This is a genomic window from Stenotrophomonas terrae, from assembly GCF_039674165.1.
GTDB classification, from domain to species: Bacteria; Pseudomonadota; Gammaproteobacteria; order Xanthomonadales; family Xanthomonadaceae; genus Stenotrophomonas; species Stenotrophomonas terrae_A.
In genome coordinates, this window is record NZ_JBDJMY010000054.1 from 1 (window position 1) to 20778 (window position 20778).

The 20778-nt window shown below is 65.2% G+C and carries 15 protein-coding genes; 4 read left to right on the plus strand and 11 right to left on the minus strand.

Annotated elements, in window-relative coordinates; translation table 11 throughout:
* The first annotated feature begins 144 nt into the window (after window positions 1-144).
* Together ABE493_RS17195 and ABE493_RS17200 are read left to right on the plus strand one after the other, a co-directional pair.
* Window positions 145-813 carry a DUF4124 domain-containing protein gene (locus tag ABE493_RS17195; RefSeq protein WP_346500204.1) on the plus strand — a complete coding sequence of 223 codons (669 nt, stop codon included), beginning with the start codon at window positions 145-147 and terminating at the stop codon, window positions 811-813.
* Complete coding sequence (locus tag ABE493_RS17200) at window positions 813-1439, plus strand: DUF4124 domain-containing protein (protein ID WP_346500206.1); 627 nt, start codon at window positions 813-815, stop codon at window positions 1437-1439. The genes ABE493_RS17195 and ABE493_RS17200 overlap by 1 nt, the downstream gene beginning before the upstream one ends.
* Here the strand turns inward: ABE493_RS17200 and ABE493_RS17205 are convergent.
* Window positions 1427-2203: an SDR family oxidoreductase gene (locus ABE493_RS17205; RefSeq protein ID WP_346500208.1), complete on the minus strand. Its 777-nt coding sequence runs from the start codon at window positions 2201-2203 to the stop codon at window positions 1427-1429. The two genes, ABE493_RS17200 and ABE493_RS17205, sit on opposite strands and share 13 nt — an antisense overlap.
* Window positions 2204-2298: 95 nt before the next feature.
* Here ABE493_RS17205 and ABE493_RS17210 point away from each other — a divergent pair, with 95 nt between their 5' ends.
* On the plus strand, window positions 2299-2526 hold the full coding sequence (locus ABE493_RS17210) for a hypothetical protein (RefSeq protein WP_346500210.1): 228 nt from the start codon (window positions 2299-2301) through the stop codon (window positions 2524-2526).
* A gap of 362 nt (window positions 2527-2888) precedes the next feature.
* On the opposite strand, the gene sppA is transcribed toward ABE493_RS17210, so the two are convergent.
* The 4 genes from sppA to ABE493_RS17230 all read right to left on the minus strand — a co-directional run bounded on the left by sppA (window position 2889) and on the right by ABE493_RS17230 (window position 7928).
* Entirely contained in the window at window positions 2889-4796 is a 1908-nt protein-coding gene (gene sppA, locus ABE493_RS17215) for a signal peptide peptidase SppA (RefSeq protein ID WP_346500213.1), read from the minus strand.
* A gap of 70 nt (window positions 4797-4866) precedes the next feature.
* Window positions 4867-6231, minus strand: coding sequence for an MATE family efflux transporter (locus ABE493_RS17220; protein WP_346500215.1), 1365 nt, complete (start codon window positions 6229-6231; stop codon window positions 4867-4869).
* A 127-nt stretch (window positions 6232-6358) separates the two neighbouring features.
* The gene (locus tag ABE493_RS17225; protein WP_346500217.1) at window positions 6359-6931 is read right to left on the minus strand and encodes a DUF3106 domain-containing protein; all 573 of its coding nucleotides are present in this window, start codon (window positions 6929-6931) and stop codon (window positions 6359-6361) included.
* Window positions 6918-7928 (minus strand): hypothetical protein, encoded by a 1011-nt coding sequence (locus ABE493_RS17230; protein ID WP_346500219.1) that lies wholly within the window; start codon window positions 7926-7928, stop codon window positions 6918-6920. The genes ABE493_RS17225 and ABE493_RS17230 overlap by 14 nt, the downstream gene beginning before the upstream one ends.
* Window positions 7929-8349: 421 nt before the next feature.
* Between ABE493_RS17230 and ABE493_RS17235 the strand changes: the two genes are divergently transcribed.
* Window positions 8350-10545, plus strand: a complete 2196-nt coding sequence (locus ABE493_RS17235; protein ID WP_346500221.1) for a primosomal protein N' — start codon at window positions 8350-8352, stop codon at window positions 10543-10545.
* Between the two features lie 125 nt (window positions 10546-10670).
* Here the strand turns inward: ABE493_RS17235 and ABE493_RS17240 are convergent, their stop codons facing one another.
* From ABE493_RS17240 to ABE493_RS17265, 6 genes are all read right to left on the minus strand, one after another.
* Window positions 10671-11759: a serine hydrolase domain-containing protein gene (locus ABE493_RS17240; protein ID WP_346500223.1), complete on the minus strand. Its 1089-nt coding sequence runs from the start codon at window positions 11757-11759 to the stop codon at window positions 10671-10673.
* Between the two features lie 376 nt (window positions 11760-12135).
* Complete coding sequence (locus ABE493_RS17245; protein ID WP_346500225.1) at window positions 12136-13617, minus strand: adhesin; 1482 nt, start codon at window positions 13615-13617, stop codon at window positions 12136-12138.
* A gap of 106 nt (window positions 13618-13723) precedes the next feature.
* On the minus strand, window positions 13724-15553 hold the full coding sequence (locus ABE493_RS17250; protein ID WP_346500228.1) for a sensor histidine kinase: 1830 nt from the start codon (window positions 15551-15553) through the stop codon (window positions 13724-13726).
* On the minus strand, window positions 15550-16209 hold the full coding sequence (locus tag ABE493_RS17255) for a response regulator transcription factor (RefSeq protein ID WP_346500230.1): 660 nt from the start codon (window positions 16207-16209) through the stop codon (window positions 15550-15552). The genes ABE493_RS17250 and ABE493_RS17255 overlap by 4 nt, the downstream gene beginning before the upstream one ends.
* A 410-nt stretch (window positions 16210-16619) precedes the next feature.
* Complete coding sequence (locus ABE493_RS17260) at window positions 16620-18056, minus strand: glycoside hydrolase family 47 protein (protein WP_346500232.1); 1437 nt, start codon at window positions 18054-18056, stop codon at window positions 16620-16622.
* A complete protein-coding gene (locus tag ABE493_RS17265) occupies window positions 18056-20770 on the minus strand; it encodes a beta-mannosidase (protein WP_346500234.1) in 2715 nt (904 codons plus the stop codon). Before ABE493_RS17265 ends, ABE493_RS17260 begins: the two co-directional genes overlap by 1 nt.
* Window positions 20771-20778: the final 8 nt, after the last annotated feature.

Below are 20778 nucleotides of genomic sequence, written 5' to 3' on the forward strand. Positions count from 1 at the left end.
GAGCCGAGCCATGCTTCAAGAGCAGCGGTAGTGCCGAGCCGTGCTCGGCAGGAGCTTCACCGGTAGAGCCTCAGCCGAGCATGGCTCGGCTCTACACGGGGCTCCCACAACACCACCTGTGCACAGCCGTGGCACACTGCCGCCATGCGCCTTCGCCTGCTCCTGCCCGGTTGCCTGATCTGGTTGCCCGTCGCGGCACTGGCGGTTGATCCCCCTCCGGCCGGTCCTGCCGACAATGTGCGCATCTACCGCTGTGTGGGCAGCAATGGCGCGGTATCGCTGCAGGATGCGCCCTGCACCAAGGCCCACCAGCAACAGGTGCTGGACATGACGCGCCCCAAGGATCCACCACCACGCCCTGCAACCGCAGCACCGGCAGCGGCCGCTGCACCGGTACTGCAGCGCGAGGTGCGGGTAGTCACGGTACAGCCGCCGCAGCCCATGTATGAGTGCGTCACCAGCGAGGGCGAGCGCTATACCAGCGACAACAGCGACGGCAATCCACGCTGGGTGCCAACCTGGGGCTATGCCTATCCGACTTTCCCCGGCCACGGCCACGGTGGGCCACGCCCACCGCACCCACCCGGTGGCGGCGGGCCTTGGCAGCCCGGCGTCGCGGTTCCGATGGGTTCGGTGCTGGTGCGTGACAGTTGCCATGCACTGCCCCCGCAGGAAGTCTGTGCACGCCTGCGTGATCGCCGCTGGGAACTGATCCGCCGCTACAACAGTGCCCTGCAAAGCGAGCGCCAGGAACTGATGCGCGAGCAGCGCGGCATCGATGCCCGGCTTGAACAGGATTGCGGAGGAACCTGATGCGCAATCTACTCGCACTGCTGCTCTGCGCCAGCGCCAGCGCGCAGGCCGGCGAAATCGTGTTCTACCGCTGCACCGATGCCAGTGGTGCACTCACCGTGCAGAACATGCCCTGCCCCAAGGGCACCCAGCTGCAGAGCAGAAAAGTCATGCAGGCGGTGGACACTCCACCGCCAATGCCAGCCCCGGCTCCGCCCGCCGCGCTGCCAACGCTGATGGCAGCGCCCGTGCAAGCGCCGCCAGTGGCAGCACCCACGCCGGCAAAAGTGCCTGCCGCGCCCATTGCACCGCCAGTACCCTTGCCCGATCTGTTCCAATGCCGCACCCGCGAAGGTGAGAGCTACTTCAGCGAAAGCAGCGAGCCGCCATCACGCTGCGTGGCGATGCAGGTAACCGGCCTTGACGGCAACCCGACGACCGGCGCCGGCGAGGCCTGCGAAGTGGTGCGTGATACCTGCACTGCGGTTGATCCGGCACAGCTGTGCGCGACCTGGCAGCAGCGGGTGGACGAGGCCGAATCGCAATGGCGCTTTGCCACGCCCAGCCAGGCGCAGGCGCTGCAGAAGAATTATCAGCGGCTGCAATCGCTGCTCGACGGCAGCGACTGCAGGACTCAGAAGCCGTAGCGCAGGAAACCGCCATCCACCGCGATGCATTCGCCGGTGACGTAGCTTGATGCCGGCAGGCAAAGGAAGCTCACTGCCGAAGCCACTTCCTCCGGCTCACCGATACGCCGCATCGGCGTGCGCGCGATCACTTCGTCGTAGTAGTCGGCATCGGACAAGGGCCCGGAGGTACGGCGGGTACGGATGTACCACGGTGCCACCGAGTTCACGCGGATGCCGTCCTCGGCCCATTCGCAGGCCAGGTTGCGGGTCATCTGCTGCATCGCCGCCTTGGTCATGCCATAGACCACGCCGCTGCGCACATGGGTGATGCCGGACACGCTGCCAACGTTGACGATGGCCGAGGAAGCATGCCGGGTAAGCAACGGGTGCGCGTAGCGGCACAGCTCGAACGCCGAGAACAGGTTGGTCTCGAAAATGCCGCGCCACTCGTCTTCGGAATACTCGGTCGCCGGTTTGGTGGTATTGCCACCGGCGTTGTTGACCAGGATGTTCAGGCCATCGCTGTGGTCCTCGACCCAATCCAGGATTTCCTGGCGATCCTGGTCGTCACTGACATCGGCGGAAAGCGCGTGGATGCCACGCTCGGGGAATGCATCGGCCAGTTCATCTCGCGCGGTTTCCAGCGCATCGCCATCGCGCCCGACGATCAGCACATCGGCGCCGAAGCCCAGCAGTTCGCGGGCGATCGCAAGACCGATGCCGGCACTTGCACCGGTTACCAGTGCGGTCTGTCCATCCAATCGCCAGCGCTGCGGGTTCATTGCCTTTCCTCTTCGGTGCTCGAGTGCGGCGTCGCGGAAGGACGCTGCGGGGGGATGGGGCTAGGATAGCGGCCTGAGCCCCGCGGAGCATGCCAATGAAGCGCCTTTTCCTGTTGATCCCACCGTTGCTGATTGGCCTGGCCGCCTGCGGCAAACCGCAGCCGCCGGAGACCGAACGCCGTCCAGAGCCGCAGGCCACGGCGCTGCGTGATGCGATGAAGAAGGATCTGGATAAGGCCAAGGCCACCGCAGCGGCGGCCGAGGATGCTGCCAAGGCGCAGCAAACCGCACTGGATGCAGCTGAAGGTGCGAGCGGCCAGTAGGACGTACACCTGTAGTGCCGAGCCATGCTCGGCATTGGGCGTTACCGGGAAGGCCTCTTGCCGAGCATGGCTCGGTACTACAGGGGCATTGCTTGGAAAGCCTCTGCCGAGCATGGCTCGGCACTACAGGGGCATTGCTTGGAAAGCCTCTTGCCGAGCATGGCTCGGCACTACAGTGGCATTGCTTGGAAGGCCTCTGCCGAGCATGGCTCGGCACTACAGTGGCATTGCTTGGAAAGCCTCTGCCGAGCATGGCTCGGCACTACAGGGCTTCTTTCTGCCGAGCATGGCTCGGCATTACATGCCACAAACAACAACGCCGCCCGAAGGCGGCGTTGTGATTACGCGCTACACAAGCGTGCTTACAAACCGCAGAAGCAATACGCCAGTGACTTCACCGGTGCGCCGTTGCGGTCCTTCACTGCGTCTTCGACGAAGCGCAGCTGGGTGTCCAGCTCCGGCATCTGCTTGGCGATCAGCATGCGCGCGATGCCCGAGTCGGCCAGCATCCAGGCGCCTGCACGGCTGCCGGCAAAGCCGGTCATGAACTGTGCAAACGGGGTGGCTGCCTTCTCGATGTAACGCACGCGGAACTTGCCGGCCTCGCCCAGCTTGGCCAAGGTCGCTGCGTGCTCGACGGCAGCCTTCAAGCCACCAAACTCGTCCACCAGACCGCGTTCCTTGGCCTGCGCACCGCTCCACACACGGCCGCGTGCAACTTCGTCCACCGCTTCAACCGGCTTCTTGCGTGCCGCTGCCACCTTGCCGGTGAAATCGGCATAACCCTTGTTGATCACCGACTGGATCACCTGGCCCACGGCCGGGTCCATCGGCCGGGTCACGTCGAACGCGCCGGCAAAACGGGTGGTGCCCACGCCATCGGTGTGCACGCCGATCTTGTCCAGGCTGCGGGCGAAGTTCGGGATCATGCCGAAGATGCCGATCGAACCGGTGATGGTGGATTCATCGGCGTAGATGCGGTCAGCGTTCATGCTGATCCAGTAACCACCCGATGCCGCCATGTCGCCCATCGATACCACCACCGGCTTGCCGGCAGTCTTGAGGGCTTCAACTTCGCGACGGATCTGCTCGGAGGCGAATACTTCGCCACCGGGCGAATCCACGCGCAGCACCACGGCCTTCACGTCATCATCGTCGCGGGCCTCACGCAGCAGTGCCGAGGTCGAAACGCCGCCGATGCGGCCGGCCGGCAGGTCACCGCCGCCGATTTCGCCTTCGGCCACCACCACCGCCACCTGCGGACGCGAATCCACCGGCGAGCGGTGTGCATCGACCTGGGTCAGGTAGTCGCCCAGGCTGATCTGGCGGTAGCCACCGTCGGCATCGCTGTCGGCCACGCCACGCTCGGTGAGCAGGGCATCCACTTCTTCGCGGGTCTTCAGGCCATCCACCAGCTTCTGCTGCAGGGCGAAGCGGGCCAGGTCGCCTTCGGCGGCGGCAACCCCTTCAGGCAGGGTATCGATGCCGGCCGCCAGCTGTGCGGCGTCCAGCTTGCGTGCCTTGGCGATGTCGCCCAGGTAGCGCTGCCACACGTCGTTCATCCAGAACAGGTCGGCTTCCTTGGCCTGCGGCGAGGCGGCGTCGAGCACATAGGGCTCGGCGGCGGACTTGAACTCGCCCACCTTGAACAGGTGCACGTCCACGCCCAGCTTGTCCTGCAGGCCACTGCGGAAATACTGGCGGTAGCGGCCCAGGCCTTCCAGCAGCAGGCCACCCATCGGATCCAGGTAGATCTCATCGGCCTGCGCGGCCAGCAGGTATTGCGACTGGCCCATGTTCTCGCTGAAGGCCACGACCTGCTTGTTGGCCGCACGCAGGTCCTGCAGTGCAGCCGTCACTTCGCGCATCGAGGCGAAGCCGCTGGGCTGCAGCTTGTCCAGCTGCAGCACCACGCGGTTGATCTTCTTGTCGTCCTTGGCCGCTTCGATGGCGCGGATCAGATCGCGCAGCTGCAGCTCTTCGGCATTGCGTTCACCCAGCGCCTTGCCCAGCGCGCGGCTGAGCGGGTCGGTGCTGTACTGCTCGACCAGGCGGCCTTCCGGCGCGATCACCAGGGTGGTGCCTTCCTGCAGCAGGGCGGTCGATGAGGCGCCCTTGCCCACGGCAACCATCAAGCCGATCAGGATCAGGAACAACAGGCCGAAGAACAGCAGGTTGAGGATCAGCCGCCGGGTGAAGTTCATTACATCCCACAGGCCGATGAAGAAGCTGGCAATGGGATTGCGGCGTGGCAAGGGGGGGGGATTCATGGACGCTCCGGTGGGGGCTGGTTGCAAGTCAGGATACGCATAACCGGACGCCGCCGGCATAGCCTTTAAGTCAGGGGGAAGCCTGGGCGATAAGCCGGCTGCTGCTGACCCGCAACCGCCAACCCAACAGTACGGCGGCCACGGTCAAGCCGATGATCAGGCCGATCCACATGCCCTGCGGCCCCCAGCCCAGACCCAGTCCAAGCCCGGCGCCGACCGGCATGCCCACGCCCCAATAAGCAAACATGGCGATGAACATCGGTACCCGGGTGTCCTTGAGCCCGCGCAGGGCGCCGGCGGACAGCACCTGGATGCCATCGGGAATCTGGAAGGCTGCCGCATACAACAACAAGGTGGAGGCCAATGCGGCCACCGCAAGGTCGTTGGTGTACAAACCCACCACCGCGTCGTGGCCGAGCAGCAGCGCGGTGATCGATACCATCTGGGTGACCAGCACGATCCCGTAACCGGCCCAGGTGGCCCGGCGCACGCCCAGCGGGTCGTTGCTGCCCACGGCATGGCCGACGCGCACGGTGGTGGCTTCGGCCACGCCCATCGGGATCATGAAACACAGCTGCGCCACGTTGATCGCGATCTGGTGGGCGCTGGCTTCGGTGGCACCAATACGGCCGATCAGCAGCGCGGTGATGATGAACAAACCACCCTCCATCAGCACGGTGATGCCGATCGGCAGACCGGTGCGCAGCAGGTCCCAGATCGCCCGCCAGCGCGGCAATTCGAAATGGGTGAACAACTCAAGGTGGGCAAAGCGCTTGGTGGTCCACAGGTAAGTGGCGAAGGCCAGGGCCTGCACCCACATGGTCACCGACGACGCGATGCCCAGGCCTTCGGCGCCCATCTCCGGGAAACCGAACTTGCCGTTGCACAGCGCATAACCCAATGGCCCGAGCACCAGCAGGCCGCCAAAACCAATCAGCATGGTCGGCAGCGTCCAGTGCATGCCTTCACTGAGGTAGCGCATGCAGAAATACAACGTCAATGCAGGCACACCCCAGCGGATGGCATGCAGGAAGTCGGTGGCGCCGGGCACGATTTCCGGGGCAATGCCAAACGCGGGCAGGAACGCCGGCACCACGCTCAGGAACAGGAACATCAGCGCGCTCAAGCCCACGCCCAGCCACAGCGCCTGGCGGAACAAGGGGCCGATTTCACGCTCACGGCCAGCGCCATGCAGCTGTGACACCGAGGCGGTGAGCGAGATCAAGGTGCCGATCGGCACCAGCATCGGCAGCCACAGCAAGGCCGTGCCAATGCTGACTGCAGCAAAGGTATCGGTGCCGTGGTGGCCGGCGATGGTGTTGTCGACAAAGGCAATCAGACCGGTGGAGACGTGGCCCAGCACCAGAGGCAGGGCAAGCAGTCCGGTCGTCCGCACTTCCTGCAGGAAGCGCGGCGTAGCGGGAGACATAGACATAAAACCAGGGGACGCAGACTACGGCCGGCGCAGGACGCGCGCAGATGCCGGGTTGCGGAGTGTGCCTATTCTACCGTGGCGGCGGCGTTACAGCCCCGCACCGCGGATGAACGGCCTGCCGGCTGCGTCAGTGCCCCACTTTCTCGCGCAGCCAGGCATCGCGTTGGGCCGGCGCCAGCGCCAGCAGCTGGGTGCGCAGTTCTTCGCGTTGTTGCGGCGGCGTACGCTGCGAAATCAGGCTCAACTGCTCCAGCTGGGCAGCGTCGAGCTGGCGCAGCAAGGCCATCACCGGTTCCCGCTGCGCGGCCGGCAGATAGCCGAACAAGGGTTGCAGGCGCGGATACAGGACACCCAGCTGTGGGCCCAGCAGCCAGCCATCGCGGTGCATCTGATCGATATCCAGGTAGCGGGCGCGCAATGCCTGCTGCTCTGCGACCGGCAGCGCGGCAACCGCCGCCGCTGCGTGGCGGATGCGCTGGCGCTCGCTTTCCGGCAAGGCCTGCCAGGCCGCATAACGGCTGCGCAGCTCGCGCTTCTGGTCCGGGCTCAGCGTGGCCCAACTGGTCTGTATGCCGGCCACGCCGACACTGCGCGCGGGCGCCGGCGTCGCTGGTACTGCGCTGGGCACGGCGGCATGCGAGGACAACGCCAACGACACGCACGCCAGTAGACAGGCCAGCCCGAACTTATTCATCGGCATCGCTGGTCTCCAATGCAGCACCGGCCGGTTCCGGACGGCTTGGCTGCGGCTGCGATTCGTCCACCGGGATCGGGCCGCCGGCGGCATACCAGGCATACAGATCAGCGTCGCGGGCGATATCCAGCTCGGCATCGGCCAGCATCGCCGCATCACTGGCGGCATGCGGGTCTTCGCCTGGGCCGGCTGGCGTGCTGTCATCGGGCAGCGCTTCAACCTGCACCGGGCCGTTGTCGGACAGGCCATTGCCGGCATTGGGATCGGCCGCCACCGTGGTGTGCGAACGCCACCACCACAGGGCCACCACCGCCAGCAACAGCAAGGGCAGGCACAGCAGCAACCAGGTGCGCAGCGTCCAGGCCTGCGCGGGTTTGCGCCGTGGTGCCGGCTTGCGCCGCCGCTCCTCTTCCACCCGCTGGCTGGGCGCCGCGGCGGGGGACGCCGCCGGCAACGCGCCGGTGATGACCGACTCACGCAGTTGTTCGAGCTGCTGCAGGCGCGGTGGCGACAGGTCGCGGATGCGGGTCTGCACGTGTTCGGCCAGCGCGCGCCAGCTGGCAGCGTCTGGCCGCCCACCGGCATCCAACGGACAGGCGCCGGCCAGGGCCTGCCGGTAGGCACCGGCATCCACACCCAGCACGGCAGCAGCCGGCGCTTCATCCAGCCCGGCGCCAATCCGCAGCAACAACGCCAGGCGCTCGCCGGCAGCCAGGCTGCCGAGATGGGCCAAGGCCGGCTCCCATTGCCCCGGGCTGGCCGGCTTCAACAACAGCGGGGTGCTGCACAGCAGCCCCCAGAAGCGGGCCGGCCATTCCACCATCAATAGTTGCGCGGCCGGGCCGGCGAAGGCGCGCATCGCCACGGCCACTGCCCGCTCACCCACCACGGCATCACCGGCCTGCAATTCAGCAACAACCAGGGCACGGCGTTCCACCCCGCGCAGAAAGGCGGACAGAGCGTTGGCTGCGGCCGGCGAAAGAGGGGCTGGTGCAGCCATCATGTGAACTCCGTCATGCCGTGATGATACCGAGCGCACACCGCGCTGCCGACGCCCCACGCCATCAACCGGCGGCTTTTGCAAGGGCCTGCAACAACTTGTGCACAGCGTCAATACGCTGCGGCCAACTCGCCGCGCATACCGCACCGAGACTGTATTTCGTTTTTGTTTCACGGATAAGTTATTGATTTTAATAACTTATTCTTTGTGGCTATTTTTTGTCCAAGTTGACTCAGAAGCCCCAACCATCGCCTTGAGCGCGTGGAGCACATTACTCACCCACAGAGTTATCCACAGGAAATGTGGATAACAATAAATCCCCAAGCGCAGCCAGCGTTTACGCCTCATTTATGCAGGACTTCACAGGGCCCCGATGCCGGTGAATGGCGGGGGCCAAACCGTCCGCTGCCGCTAAACTGGTCCCATGCCTGCCTGCCCCACTCTCCGCATCGCCCTGCCGGTGCCGCTGCCCCAAGTGTTCGATTACCTGCCCCCTGCCGGCAGCCCTGCACCTCGGGAAGAGGATGTCGGCCGCCGCTTGCGGGTGCCGTTCGGGCCGCGCGAGCTGGTCGGGGTGGTGGAGTCGATAGGCTTGAGCGATGACCCGGCCAACCTGCGCCCGGCCCTGCAGTGGCTCGACGACAGCGCCTTGCTGCAGGGCGAACTCAGCGCCAGCCTGCGCTGGCTGGCGCGCTACAGCCATGCCCCGCTCGGCGAGGTGATCGCCACAGCATTGCCGGCACCCTTGCGCCGCGGCGACGCCCTGCCCGATACCCACGGCTGGGCCTGGCAACTGACCGACGCCGGCCGTACCGGCTACGCGCGCCTGCGCAGCGGCACCCGCCCGCAGGGGCTGGCCACGCTGCTGCTCGATGGCGCAGTCAATGAAGACCTGCTCGACGAGCAGTTGGACGACTGGCGCAGCGCCGCCCGCGCGCTGCTCAAGCGCGAGCATGTACAGCGCATCGAAGTGCCAGCGGTTATCCCGCAGCCGCGCATCGTGCCGGGCCCGCAGCCCAACCCGCAGCAACAACAGGCCATCGATGCGCTGCAGGCGGCCGATGGCTTCCAGCCCTTCCTGCTCGATGGCGTCACCGGCAGCGGCAAGACCGAGGTCTACCTGCAGGCCATCTGCCATTGCCTGCAACAGGGCAAGCAGGCGCTGGTGCTGGTGCCGGAAATCGGCCTGACCCCGCAGACCCTGCATCGCTTCCGCAGCCGCCTGGGCATTCCTGTGCATGCACTGCATTCGGGTTTGAACGATAACGAACGTGCGCGCGTCTGGGCCGCAGCATCACGCGGCGAGGCGCGGGTGATCGTCGGTACCCGCTCGGCGATTTTCACGCCGTTGCCGCAGGCCGGCTTGATCGTCATCGATGAAGAACACGATGGCAGCTACAAGCAGCAGGACGGCATCCGCTACCACGCGCGTGATTTCGCATTGGTGCGTGGCAAGGCGCTGAACGTGCCGGTGGTACTAGGCAGCGCCACCCCCTCGTTGGAGTCGCTGCACAACGCACGCAGCGGCCGCTACACGCACCTGCGCCTGCAGCAGCGTGCCGGCGATGCCAAGCCACCCAGCGTGCGCGTGTTCGACGTGCGCAAACGTTCGCTGCAGGATGGCCTGTCGCCGGAAGTGCTGGTCGGTATCGAGCAGCATCTGAAGGCCGGCAGCCAGGTACTGGTGTTCAAGAACCGGCGTGGTTACGCGCCGGTACTGCTCTGCCATGACTGCGGCTGGACCGCGCCGTGCAAGCGCTGCAGCACGCCCCTGCACAAGACCCCGATGACGGTGCACGGCGCTGGCCGCCGCCTGCAATGCCATCACTGCGGCGCGCGCCAACCGGTACCGCTGGCCTGCCCGGATTGCGCCAGCCTTGCGCTGCAGCCGCAGGGTATCGGCACCGAGCGGCTGGAAGAACGCCTGCTGCAGTTGTTTCCGGATTACCCGGTGCTGCGCATCGACCGCAGCACCACCAGCCGCCGCGATGCGTTGGAGCAGACCCTGGCAACACTGGGCGAGCAGCCCGGCATCCTGGTCGGCACGCAGATCCTGGCCAAGGGCCACGACCTGCCGAAGCTGACCCTGGTGGTAGTGGTCGGCATCGACGAAGGCCTGTTCTCGGCCGACTTCCGCGCCAGCGAAAAACTGGCGCAGCAGTTGATCCAGGTCGCAGGCCGCGCAGGCCGCGCCGAGCGCCCCGGCGAGGTCTGGCTGCAGACCCATCACCCGGACAATGCGCTGCTGCACACGCTGGTCAACGGTGGCTACCACGCCTTTGCCGATGCCGAACTGCTGCAGCGCGAGGCGGCGGGATTTCCGCCCTTCGCGCATATGGCTTTGCTGCGTGCCGAAGCCAAACAGGTGGAACAGGCCAATGAGTTCCTGGCCGCACTCAAGCAGCTGATCCCGACACAGAGTGATGTCGAACGCTTTGGCCCCATGCCGGCACCGATGCCACGCCGCGCGGGTTTCCAGCGCACGCAGTTGTTGTTGTCGGCCGCACAACGCCGGCCGCTGCATGCCGCATTGGACAGCGTCATGGCGCAGGCCTACGGGCTGCCGCAGGCGCGCCGGGTGCGCTGGTCGCTGGATGTAGACCCGATGGATCTGTACTGAGAAAAGGATCTGCTTTTGTGGGAGCGGCGTCAGCCGCGAAACTCGCAAAGCCTGAAAGACCAGAGCCTACCCCTCCCCAACCCTCCCCTCCGCCTTCGGCGCAAGGGAGGGAGCAACAGCGCCTGTCATCTGTAGAAATCGGCGATCTGCGCGGTGAACTGTTGTGGGTTGGCACCGACCAGGTTGGTCAACACCACAACCGCCAAGCCTTGCTCCGGGTACATCACCAACGCCGCCCGTGCACCGCCGAAGCTGCTGACCTGGCGCCGTCCCTGCAGCGTGGACACCGGCCAGCCCGCAGCCCAGTCGCCCTCGCTGCCATCATTCAAACGCTCCGGCGTCCACATGCGCGCAAGGCTGTCGGCAGCCAGCACACGATGCTGCAGCAAGGCTGCCAACCACTGCGCCAATTCGTCAGCAGTGATCTGGATACCGCCACCTGCCCACAAGCCGTGTGGCATGTCATAGAACCAGTGCGACAGCCGCGCCGGGGTGTCGGCCGCATCACTGCTGCGCGGGAAGAAGCTGTACATGGTGGCCGCATTCGGCACCAGGTCGTAGCTGTCGCCGAAGCGGGTGTGGGCCATGCCCAGCGGCTTGAACTGGTGCGCGGCCAGATGGTCTTCGTAGCTGCTACCGCTGCACCGGGCGATGATCCTCGCCAACAAGGCGTAGTTGGTCTGGTTGTAAACAAACTGCGCACCCGGTGCTGCCTGCATCGGCTGCTGCTCCAGCAACTGCCAGGCCTGCGCTTCGGAACCACCGCCCACCAGACCGTTGCCATCAACGATATCCGGCAAGCCGGAGGTATGCGCCAGCAACTGACGCACACGAATGCCCTGCCATGCCACCGGCAGCTGCTGCAGATACGTGGCAATGGGCGCATCAAGATCCACCTGCCCGGCCTCGACCAGCTGCATCAGCGCCACACCGGTGAATGCCTTGGTCGCCGAGTTGATCGGAAACAAAGTGCTGCGCGTGGCGGCGATTTTGTTCTCCACATTGGCCAGACCAGATGCCTCCGAGAACACCACGCGGTTGTCCTTGACCACCGCAACCTGCATGCCTGGAATACCCCGCTCCTTCATCGTCGTTGCAATGAAGCGGTGCGTCGCCTGGTTGGCATCACCAAGTGTTGCGGCAAACACCGGCGCGCAGCACACAAGAAGAACGGCCTGCAGGCAAAGCAGGTAGGGGCGGGCTGCGAATTGCATGGCGTGGTTCCGGTCGCTGGGTGGCAGGGCATGGCAGGTGCGTTGCGCACCCACCTCAGGCTTGGATGCACAAAGCACTGAAAAGGTTTAAACAGCACGACCAGCCAGCTGGCAGTACTCACCGCCCCAGATGCTGCACCAGTGCCAGCATTGTCTGCTGTGCACGCACGATGCTGAGCCACGCCTCGCCACCAGCGGACATTTCAACACGGTGACGGAACCCTGGGTCGTAACGGATCCAAGACTTGCTGCAGGATGTCGCCGCGCGCGGCTTTACCCTCCGCAAGGAAGGCAGCCCAGGCGCCGCCAACGGATCAAATGCTTCGCTGCATTGAGCGATCTGCACCGCCCTGCCGTCCATCAGCCCGCGCCAGCATCAAAGATCGAGGCCGAAGCCAACACCGGCCGACTTCTCGCCGCCTGCAAACGCGCCCCCCAACGAGAACGAGCCACGTGCACCCAGGCGTACACCATAGCCAACCGACAAGGCCTGCTCCCCACCCTGGAAACCTGCACCCACCGCCACCCGTCCGCGCGCACTCTGCCCGCCAGCGGCATTCATCGCCATGTTGGTCATTGCCGACGTCATCGCCCCCATCCGATCAATGCGCCGGTCCTGATCGTGCAGGCGCCGGTTCACCCCATCGCCGAAACGGCTGAAGTCATCGCTGAACGCGGCAACGGCTGCATCGGTATACGCGCGCGCGCTGCCCAGTGACTGCGCGGCTGCGGTATCGGTGTATTGATTGGCCGATGCCAGGGTTGCGCTGTCACCAGCATTCACTTCAGCACGCACTGCCGCCACCCGCGTATCGGTATAGCCCGATGCCGCCGCCAGCGTCGCTGTGTCACCCGCATCGGCATGTACCTGCGCCGCTTGCAGGGCAACGTTCTGGCCACCGGCCAACTGCTGGTCGGTGTACTGCATTGCAGACACCAGGGTGGCCGCGTCACCGCTTGCCGCGAGCGCGGCAAGGCTGCTGTTCTGCGCGGACAAGGCACCATCCAACGCGCCCAATGCACCGCCTATCTGCTGGTAGCTGGAACCTTGGATGAGATAGCTGGGGGCGGTGAAAATTCCACCGCTGTAGCCCGCTCCACCGCCAAGCACGCCGGACAACGCCGCCAGCTGCGTGAGGTTGACGGCGTCGTTGGCATTGATGCCGGCTGCCACGTTGCTTATGCGCCGTTTCAAGCTGGCCGAACCCACCGAAACCACGTTCGCGGCACCCTCATCGCTGCTGCCTGCGCCCAAGGCCACGGAGCCACCACCGCTGGCCTTCGCATTCCTGCCGATGGCGACATTGTTGTCCGTACCCGCGGCGCCCGCGGGGGCTCCGAAACCACAGCACATGTCTCTGCCGTCACCGCCGTTTCCGGCCTGGCTGCCATTGCCCAACGCGATGTTGTAGTTGCCGCCTGCGCCACCATTGCCACCCGTGCCACCCGCGCTGCCCTGACCCGCCTTGCCGCCGTTACCCGCACTGCTGCTAGTACCGAATGCCAAGTTGTAGGCCCCCCCATTGCCACCGATCCCGCCGGTTCCCCCGGCGGTGCCATTTGAGCCCTGCCCGCCCAAGCCAGCTGAACTGCCCTGCCCGAAAGCGGCATTGCCGGTGGCATTGCCCAGCCCGCCCGCGGAGCTGCTCGAACCCAGTTGCGGCGCACCTGGGGCACCGTCGCTACCCACCCTGCTGCCGTCCTGGCAGGCGATGGCGCCGGTGCTCGTGTCCTGTGTGCAGGGAGCTGTGGGTGAGGTTCCGCCAACCACTTCAGCGGCATGCACCGGCAACCACGGCAGCAAGGCAAGCAAGGTGGCCGCCAACGGCATGGCGGCGGTTACAAGGTGACGGCTCATGAACGGTTCCCCCGAATCAACAAGGGGGAAAGCTAACGCCTGAGCTTGCTGTGCCGCATCCACGAAATCAGGTAACGCCGGTGTTGCCGGACCGTGGCAGGGTTGATCACAGCACGGACAACACCAAGGCCAGGCGGGTGCCGGCGCCATTGGCGGCGGGCAGCACCTGCAGCTCGCCACCGAGCCTGCGCGCGCGCAGGCGCATGCTGGCCAGTCCCGCGCCCGCGCGTACCGCAGTCAGGTTGCCGGTGCTCTGCATCAGGCCGACGCCATCGTCGTCGATATGCAGTTGCAGCTGATCGCCCTGCCGGCGCAGGTAGACATCCACACGCCGTGCGCGACTGTGCTTGAACACATTGGTCAGGCCTTCCTGCAACAGCCGCAGCAGGTCCAGGCTGCGCGTCGCGCCCAGCTCCACGCCCTGAATATCATGCAGGTGCCAATGCGCCTGGATGTCGGCCGCCTCCAGCAAGCTGCTGGCGCGATGCCGCAGCGGTATCAGAAGCTCGGCCAGATCGGCCTGTTCGCGCGCGGTACTGTCGATCACCAACCGCAGGTCATCGCGCATCTCGCGCAGCACTCCGATCACCTGCTGTCGCGGCATGTCATCGGCTGCCTGCTCCAGCCGCGCGATGGCGCCCACCAGCGTGCCGCCAAACCCGTCGTGCAGATCACGTACCAGCTGCAGGCGCTCACCGGCGCGGCTGTGCGACAAGGCCAACGCGTGCTGCTGCTGCAAGGTGTCCGCCAGCTGGGTGGTGGCCTGCTGCACTTCGTGCCGCAGCTCGGCATTGAAACCTTCCACCCGCTGCATGGTATTGGCAAAGCGATAGGCAAGGACAAAGCCCATGCCCAGCAACATCAGCGGCGAGGTGAATGAACCCAGATAGCTGACACCGCCGTACCAGCCCATATAGACACCAAGGTCATGCAACGACACCGCGATCGGCAGGATGATGCACAGCGCCAGCACCTGGTAGTCGCGCCGGCCGCTGCGCAGCGCATAGGCCATGAAGGTGAACGACACTGCATAGAGAAAGGCAATGGTCGGCACCAGGTAGATATTGCGGTTCGGCCCCATCCACTGCGGCCATAGCAACGCGCCCGCCATCACCAGCATCGCGATGCCCAGCAGCAACCGCTCCAGGCGCGGCCAACGCCGTTCGCAGAAACGCAGCAGAAATATCGTGTGCGCAGCGGCGCCTGCCACATAGCAGGCGCCGATGAAGGCCTGCCAGCCATCGGTGGTGGCGAACGGCCACGGACTGGTGGCGAAGAAATTGCTGTCATACAGCCGCCCGAATACCGCGCTCAGGGCGTACCAGCCATACATCGATTCTTTGCGCCGCAGCAGCCAGAACAAGCCGATGACCGCCGCCAGTACCAAGCCGATAGCGCTGTCCAGAACCTGCAGGTCATGGCGGACGAACACTTGCTGGCGATAGCGCGCCTGCAGCGTCTGCGGATCGCCTACGTCCACCACGCCGAGCGAGGGCTGGTAAGCCGCCAGCCCGGACACCCGAACCAGCAGCTCATTGTCTCCCTGCCTTAGCAGCGGTGACTGCAGCAGGAAATAGCGCGGCACATGCCAGCTGCGCGATAGCGGTTCGACCAGCGATGCATCGCGATCGATCAAGCTGCCATTGAGGTAAACGGCGGCCGCCATGCAGGTGTAATCCAGCAGCAGGCCGGTAGGTTGATTGGCATCAGCTTGCTGCCAACGCAGCCGATACCAGACCACGCCATCGTGGTCCGGCCAGCGGGTCTGCCATTGGTCGGCCAGTGGCACCTGCACCCAACCCTGCGACGGTGCCGCTGACGAGTGCCAGTCCGCACGCACCGCCTCCGCCTGGCTGATGCGCAGTACATCCGGCGTCTGTGCCTGGGCTGGGACCGTGCATGCCCACACAAGCAACAGCAGCAACCAGCGGATCAAGGCAGCAGTCCCATCGCGCGTGCTTCGTATACCGCCGCGGTCCGCGAACCCACTGCCAGCTTGCGGTAGATGTTGCGGGTATGCGCTTCGATGGTGAGCCGTGACAGCCCGAGCAGTTCGGCGATTTCACGGTTGCCGTAGCCCTGGGCGACATGCGCAAGAATGCCGAGCTCACGCTCTGACAGGTGCACGCTGGCCGCCGGTGGCGCGGCCACTGGCAACTGTGCAGCGGGCAGCAGCGCAAGAATGCGGCGTGCGATCATCGGGTCGATAGGCGCGCCGCCGCGTTGCAGGCTACGCAGCGCAACCGTCAATTCGATGTCCTCGCGGTCCTTGAGCAGGTAGCCCACGGCGCCGGCACGCAGTGCGGCAAAAATGGCTTCTTCTTCGGCGAATGCCGACACGATCACCGCCTGCATTTTCGGCAGGTGCTGCTGCATCCAGCCGATCAGATCGATGCCGGTGCCGTCGGGCAATTGCATGTCGACCAAGGCGAGATCGAAATGCCTGCCCTGCAGTAAGGCACGGGCGCCGGCGAGATCTGCGGCGGTGTCGATCTGCGATACTCGATCTGCCGGGAGTTCTGCCACGAGCCTAGCCAGCCTCGCCAGCGAAGCTGCATCGTCATCGACTATCAGGATGGAAGACAGCTCCATCGGCCCCCGCCTTGTGCCCCGTTGTGGCGGAGTTTAGCGCGCTCTTACGGGGGGCTTGTGAGGGGGCTTGTGAGGGGGTTTGTGAGGGGGTTTGCGGAAGTTGGGCTTTGCGTGGCCTCGGAGCGGGACAGCAACCTTCGTTGGGGGTCAGTGAGGGCGAAGGCCCTCACCCCCTGCCCCCGCTCCGCGCCCCGGCCCTTGCGCTGGCGCAAGGGCGTTCGTGGGGTAGCGAACCTTTGGTTCGCAAACTACCCCCCTCACCCCGCAAGCGGGAGAGGGGAGGAAGCCTAGCTTCGGTGGGTTTCGAGGAAGCCCAGCTTCGGTAGGTTTCGAGGAAGCCTAGCTTCGGTGGGTTTACCAGGAAGCCAGGCTCCGGATGGATCTGGACGAGCCTTTGCTCTCCCGCTTTCTTACCAGGTACGACGCAGCGGGTGGGCTTCGGTGTTGAAGACCACGCCGTTGAAGTCCAGGGTCTTGGCCGGGGCGAACAGCAGGTAGTAGTACTTGAAGGTCTCGGCGAACAGGAAGCTCTCCATCGAGTCGTCCTTCTCCTTGCTGCGCACGTCCTTCAGCGCCGAGAAGCCATGCTCGGTGCGGGTGTAACGCACGAAGTCATCGAAGAATTCCTTGCCCATGCCGCGGTAGCGCGCATCGCCGGTGTAATGGTGCAGGTAGTACGCCGACTCCACGATCTCCGGGCGCAGCGCATAGCTGGGCGAGAGCACTTCCATCTTGGCGTAGTCCAGCGATTCCGGTTCGATGTCGTGCAGGCGCCACATCTTCAGGTTGGATTCCTGCAGGCGCTTGGCGCGGTCCAGGTCACCGCCCAGTGCCAGCAGGCCGGGCATGAAGGCGTCCAGTGCACCATAGGTGGTGGCGGTGCGGGTGCCGGTATCCATGTCGGCGTGGCCGTACCACAGCTCACCCTCGCGCACTTCGTCGGCCAGGTACTGGTTGATCGGGCCGATGCTCTCGTCCCACATCTTCTTGCAGTCTTCGTCGCCGAACAGCTTCCAGCACTTGAGCAGGTACTCGTAGTACGAATCGATGCCGCCGGCAATCGAGGCATCCTTGTTGGTCCACTCGCCGGTTTCGACGTTGATGTTCAAACCCACCAGGCCGATCTTGGAACGGCGCTTATGGGTTTCCACCAGCGCACGCTTGGCCTTGTCGTAATACGCCTGCTTGCCGGTGAGCTTGGCCAGGGTGCCGAACTCAAGCAGCAAGGTGCCGGTTTCGGCCGGGTTGCTGATCTCGCCGCTGGTCTTGCCGGTGTGCAGGTTGACGTGGGTGTACGGCAGGCCGGTGGGGCTGTCGAATACCGGCGACAGGCGCGTGCCCAGGTCATCGGCGAGCTTGAGCAGGCGCTCGTCGTTGGTCATCTGGTAGGCCGACAGCAGGCCGCCGAGCAGACGGATGGTGACTTCGAAGTTCTGTACGTCGATGTCCTGGTCGAAGGACAGCTGGGTGACGATCAGCTCGCGGGCTTCGTTGGCTTCCTTGTCCAGGCCGAGCAGCAGCAAGGTGTCCAGCGCGTCCACCGGCGACATCAGCAGCGGCTTGGGATACCAGTCGCGCGGCTGCGCGCTGATCGGCTTGAGATCGTCGTGGCCCTTGGCGTACTGCATGTAACCCTGCCAGGCGTGGCGGGTGGCCTCGCGGACCTGTTCGGCCATGCGGGCGGCTTCGGCATCATCCACCACAGGCACGGCGGCATCCGCATTGGCTGCAGTGGCAGCGGCCGGTGCAGCCGGGGCAGTGGCGGGAGCGGCGGCCTGCTGGCTGCAGGCGGAAAGCGCCAGCATCAGCGCGGCGACCAGGGGGGCGGTACGCAGGGAACGGGTCATCAGTGAATCCTCTCGACGGAAGCGTTGTCTTGCGATGCAACGGGACGGGACTGCAGGATGTCGCCCAGCGTCTGCAACTGCAGGGCTGTGCGCAGGGTGGTAAGCGGTGCGGTGCTGCGTACGATCAGCTCACGGGCTTGACCGGGCAGCAGGTCGAAGGCGTTGTCCTCGACGTTGGCATCGGCATTGTTGAAGCCGATCCAGACGCCACGAACCAGGTTGTCGGCGCGCAGCTGCAGCAGGTAATGATCGCCTTCGGCGCGCAGCTCGCTGTGCAGCTGTGCGGCCTGCAAGGCCTGCTGCTTGGCCGGGACGAAATAGATCAATCGCTGCGCAAGCACTGCATCGCCACGCAGCAGCTCAAAGACTGCGACGCTGCGGCTGGCGTCTGCGCCCTGCAGCAGTTCGGCATCACTGAAGCTTGCCACTGCGGTCGCCGACAGGGCTGGCAAGCGGACGGCCTTGCGTTCCTGCCGCAGCACACGGCCGTCAAAATCCAGCACGCGCATCTGCCACTGCGCATCCAGTGGTTGGCGGCCATCATTGAGCAGACTCAAACGGGTCGTTCCTTCGTCGCGCAGCGCAGCGACCGCGACATCGGCGAAGAAGCGCTTGGCGTGGAAGTTCAGCGCCTTCCAGTTGCCGTAGTAATCCACACTGGACCACGACGCACCCGGCCAGACATCGTTGAGCTGCCAGTACAGCGAGCCCATCGTGTACGGCCGCGAGGCGCGGTGATGCAGCGCCGCCAGCTCGATGCCTTCGGCCTGCATCATCTGGCTCAGATAGACGAAATCGGCGAAATTGCGCGGCGTACCGAACTCCATCTCGATGTAGTGCAGCAGCCGCTCGTTGCCCTTGCCGGCGAGGAATTTCTGGTGCGCCTGGATCACCGGGCCATCAATCTGCTGTTCTTCGGCGGTGGCAAAGGCATTGATCGTCGACAGCTGCGGCCAGGCCTGCAGTCCGTACTCGGACATGAAGCGCGGGGTTTCCTTCAGATACGCGGTCGGCGGCAACGCCGGGTTGCCCCAGACTTCCCAATAGTGCTTGTCACCACGGCGCGAGTCGTTGGCCTTGGCATCCAGATCATTGCTGGGCGAGCTGGACCAGTACGGCACGCCCAGGCCTTCCTCGGCCACCACGCTGCGCAGGTCCTTGCCGAACAGGTCCACATAGCCCTGCCACACCTTCTGCGCGAACACCGGGTCGGCTTCCTTCAGCGTCTTGCCGTGGCCCCAATCCTTCCACGCGGTTTCTTCCTCGTTGTTGCCACACCACAGCACGATGCTTGGGTGGTGGCGAAGGCGGCGGATGTTGTCGCGCGCCTCGGCCACCACGTTGGCGCGGAATGCGGGGTCATAACCCGGCTGCATGCCGCCGCCGAACATGAAGTCCTGCCAGACCAACAGGCCCAGCTCGTCGGCGATGTCGTAGAAAGCATCGTCCTCGTAATAGCCGCCACCCCAGTTGCGCAGCATGTTCATGTTGGCATCGCGCGCGGCCTGCAGATCGCGCCGCAGGCGTTCGCGCGTCACCCGTGCAGGGAAGGCATCGAAGGGAATGACGTTGGCACCTTTGGCGAACACCGGCACGCCGTTGATGACAAAGGCGAAGCCCTGGCCGCCGTCCTTGTCTTCCTCACGCTGCAGCTGCACGGTACGCAGGCCGATGCGGATGCTGGACACCAACGCGTCCTGTTTCCCATCACCCAGCCGCGCCTGCACGGTATAGCGGTCCTGGGCGCCATAGCCTACCGGCCACCAACGGCGGGGCTTGTCGATCTGCAGCGGCAGCGACACGGTGTTTTCGCCCGGCGTAAGCGCGATGTCCTGCGTGAGCTGGGCGACCTTGGCACCGTCCGGACCGAGCACGTCAACAACCACTTTCTGCGTGGCAGCGGCATCGGCCTGCTCAACCTGCAGCAGCACGCTCAGCCGCGCGGCGTCCGCATCCAGTGCATCGGTACGCACCGACAGATCGGTGATGCGTTGTTGGTCCCAGCTGTCCAGGTGCACCTGTCGCCAAACGCCAGCAGTAACGTAGCGCGGGCCCCAATCCCAGCCGAAGTGATAGGCCGGTTTACGCACGAAGTTGCCAACCATCGCGTCCTTGGGTTCATCACCGTAGGGCGAGGGATAATTGCCGGCGATTTTGTGCGGCATCGCCTGTACCTGCGGCAGCAGGGTGCGGATAGGCGAGCGGAACACGATCTGCAGTTCATTGCCCTGCGCGCGCAGGCGGCCATCAACGCGGGCACGCCAGGTACGGTGCGCGTTGTCAGCCTTCAGCAAGGGCTGGCCGTTGAGGCGCACTTCGGCAAACGTATCCAGGCCGTCGAAACGCAGTTCGGCATGCGCGCGCGCCAGGGTTTCGGCATCCACATCGAAGCGTGCGCGGTATTCCCAGGCGCCCAGGCCAATCCATTGCAAACCCGCCTCTGCGGCTCCCACATACGGATCACCAATCAGACCGGCAGCCATCAGATCGGTGTGCACGCTGCCAGGCACTGTGGCCGGCTTCCACGCGTCCATGCCGGGGTGGGCCTGCAGCTGTGCATCACCGGGCAGCAACCTGAAACTCCATTGCGCCTGCAGTTCGGCAGCCGACGCGTTGCCGGCCAGCGCCAGCAGAACCCACGTCAGCCACGCACGCTGCACGCTGCCAGCGCGCTTTTGTATCGATCCAAATTTTTTCTGCAAACGCTGCCGCATAGCCCCTC

Coding starts and splice junctions, on each gene's coding strand:
- ABE493_RS17235 (WP_346500221.1), top strand. CDS start 8,350: ATGCCTGCCTGCCCCACTCTCCGCATCGCCCTGCCGGTGCCGCTGCCC.
- ABE493_RS17205 (WP_346500208.1), bottom strand. CDS start 2,203: ATGAACCCGCAGCGCTGGCGATTGGATGGACAGACCGCACTGGTAACC.
- ABE493_RS17195 (WP_346500204.1), top strand. CDS start 145: ATGCGCCTTCGCCTGCTCCTGCCCGGTTGCCTGATCTGGTTGCCCGTC.
- ABE493_RS17260 (WP_346500232.1), bottom strand. CDS start 18,056: ATGACCCGTTCCCTGCGTACCGCCCCCCTGGTCGCCGCGCTGATGCTG.
- ABE493_RS17200 (WP_346500206.1), top strand. CDS start 813: ATGCGCAATCTACTCGCACTGCTGCTCTGCGCCAGCGCCAGCGCGCAG.
- ABE493_RS17220 (WP_346500215.1), bottom strand. CDS start 6,231: ATGTCTATGTCTCCCGCTACGCCGCGCTTCCTGCAGGAAGTGCGGACG.
- ABE493_RS17255 (WP_346500230.1), bottom strand. CDS start 16,209: ATGGAGCTGTCTTCCATCCTGATAGTCGATGACGATGCAGCTTCGCTG.
- ABE493_RS17210 (WP_346500210.1), top strand. CDS start 2,299: ATGAAGCGCCTTTTCCTGTTGATCCCACCGTTGCTGATTGGCCTGGCC.
- ABE493_RS17265 (WP_346500234.1), bottom strand. CDS start 20,770: ATGCGGCAGCGTTTGCAGAAAAAATTTGGATCGATACAAAAGCGCGCT.
- ABE493_RS17245 (WP_346500225.1), bottom strand. CDS start 13,617: ATGAGCCGTCACCTTGTAACCGCCGCCATGCCGTTGGCGGCCACCTTG.
- ABE493_RS17225 (WP_346500217.1), bottom strand. CDS start 6,931: ATGCCGATGAATAAGTTCGGGCTGGCCTGTCTACTGGCGTGCGTGTCG.
- ABE493_RS17230 (WP_346500219.1), bottom strand. CDS start 7,928: ATGATGGCTGCACCAGCCCCTCTTTCGCCGGCCGCAGCCAACGCTCTG.
- ABE493_RS17240 (WP_346500223.1), bottom strand. CDS start 11,759: ATGCAATTCGCAGCCCGCCCCTACCTGCTTTGCCTGCAGGCCGTTCTT.
- sppA (WP_346500213.1), bottom strand. CDS start 4,796: ATGAATCCCCCCCCCTTGCCACGCCGCAATCCCATTGCCAGCTTCTTC.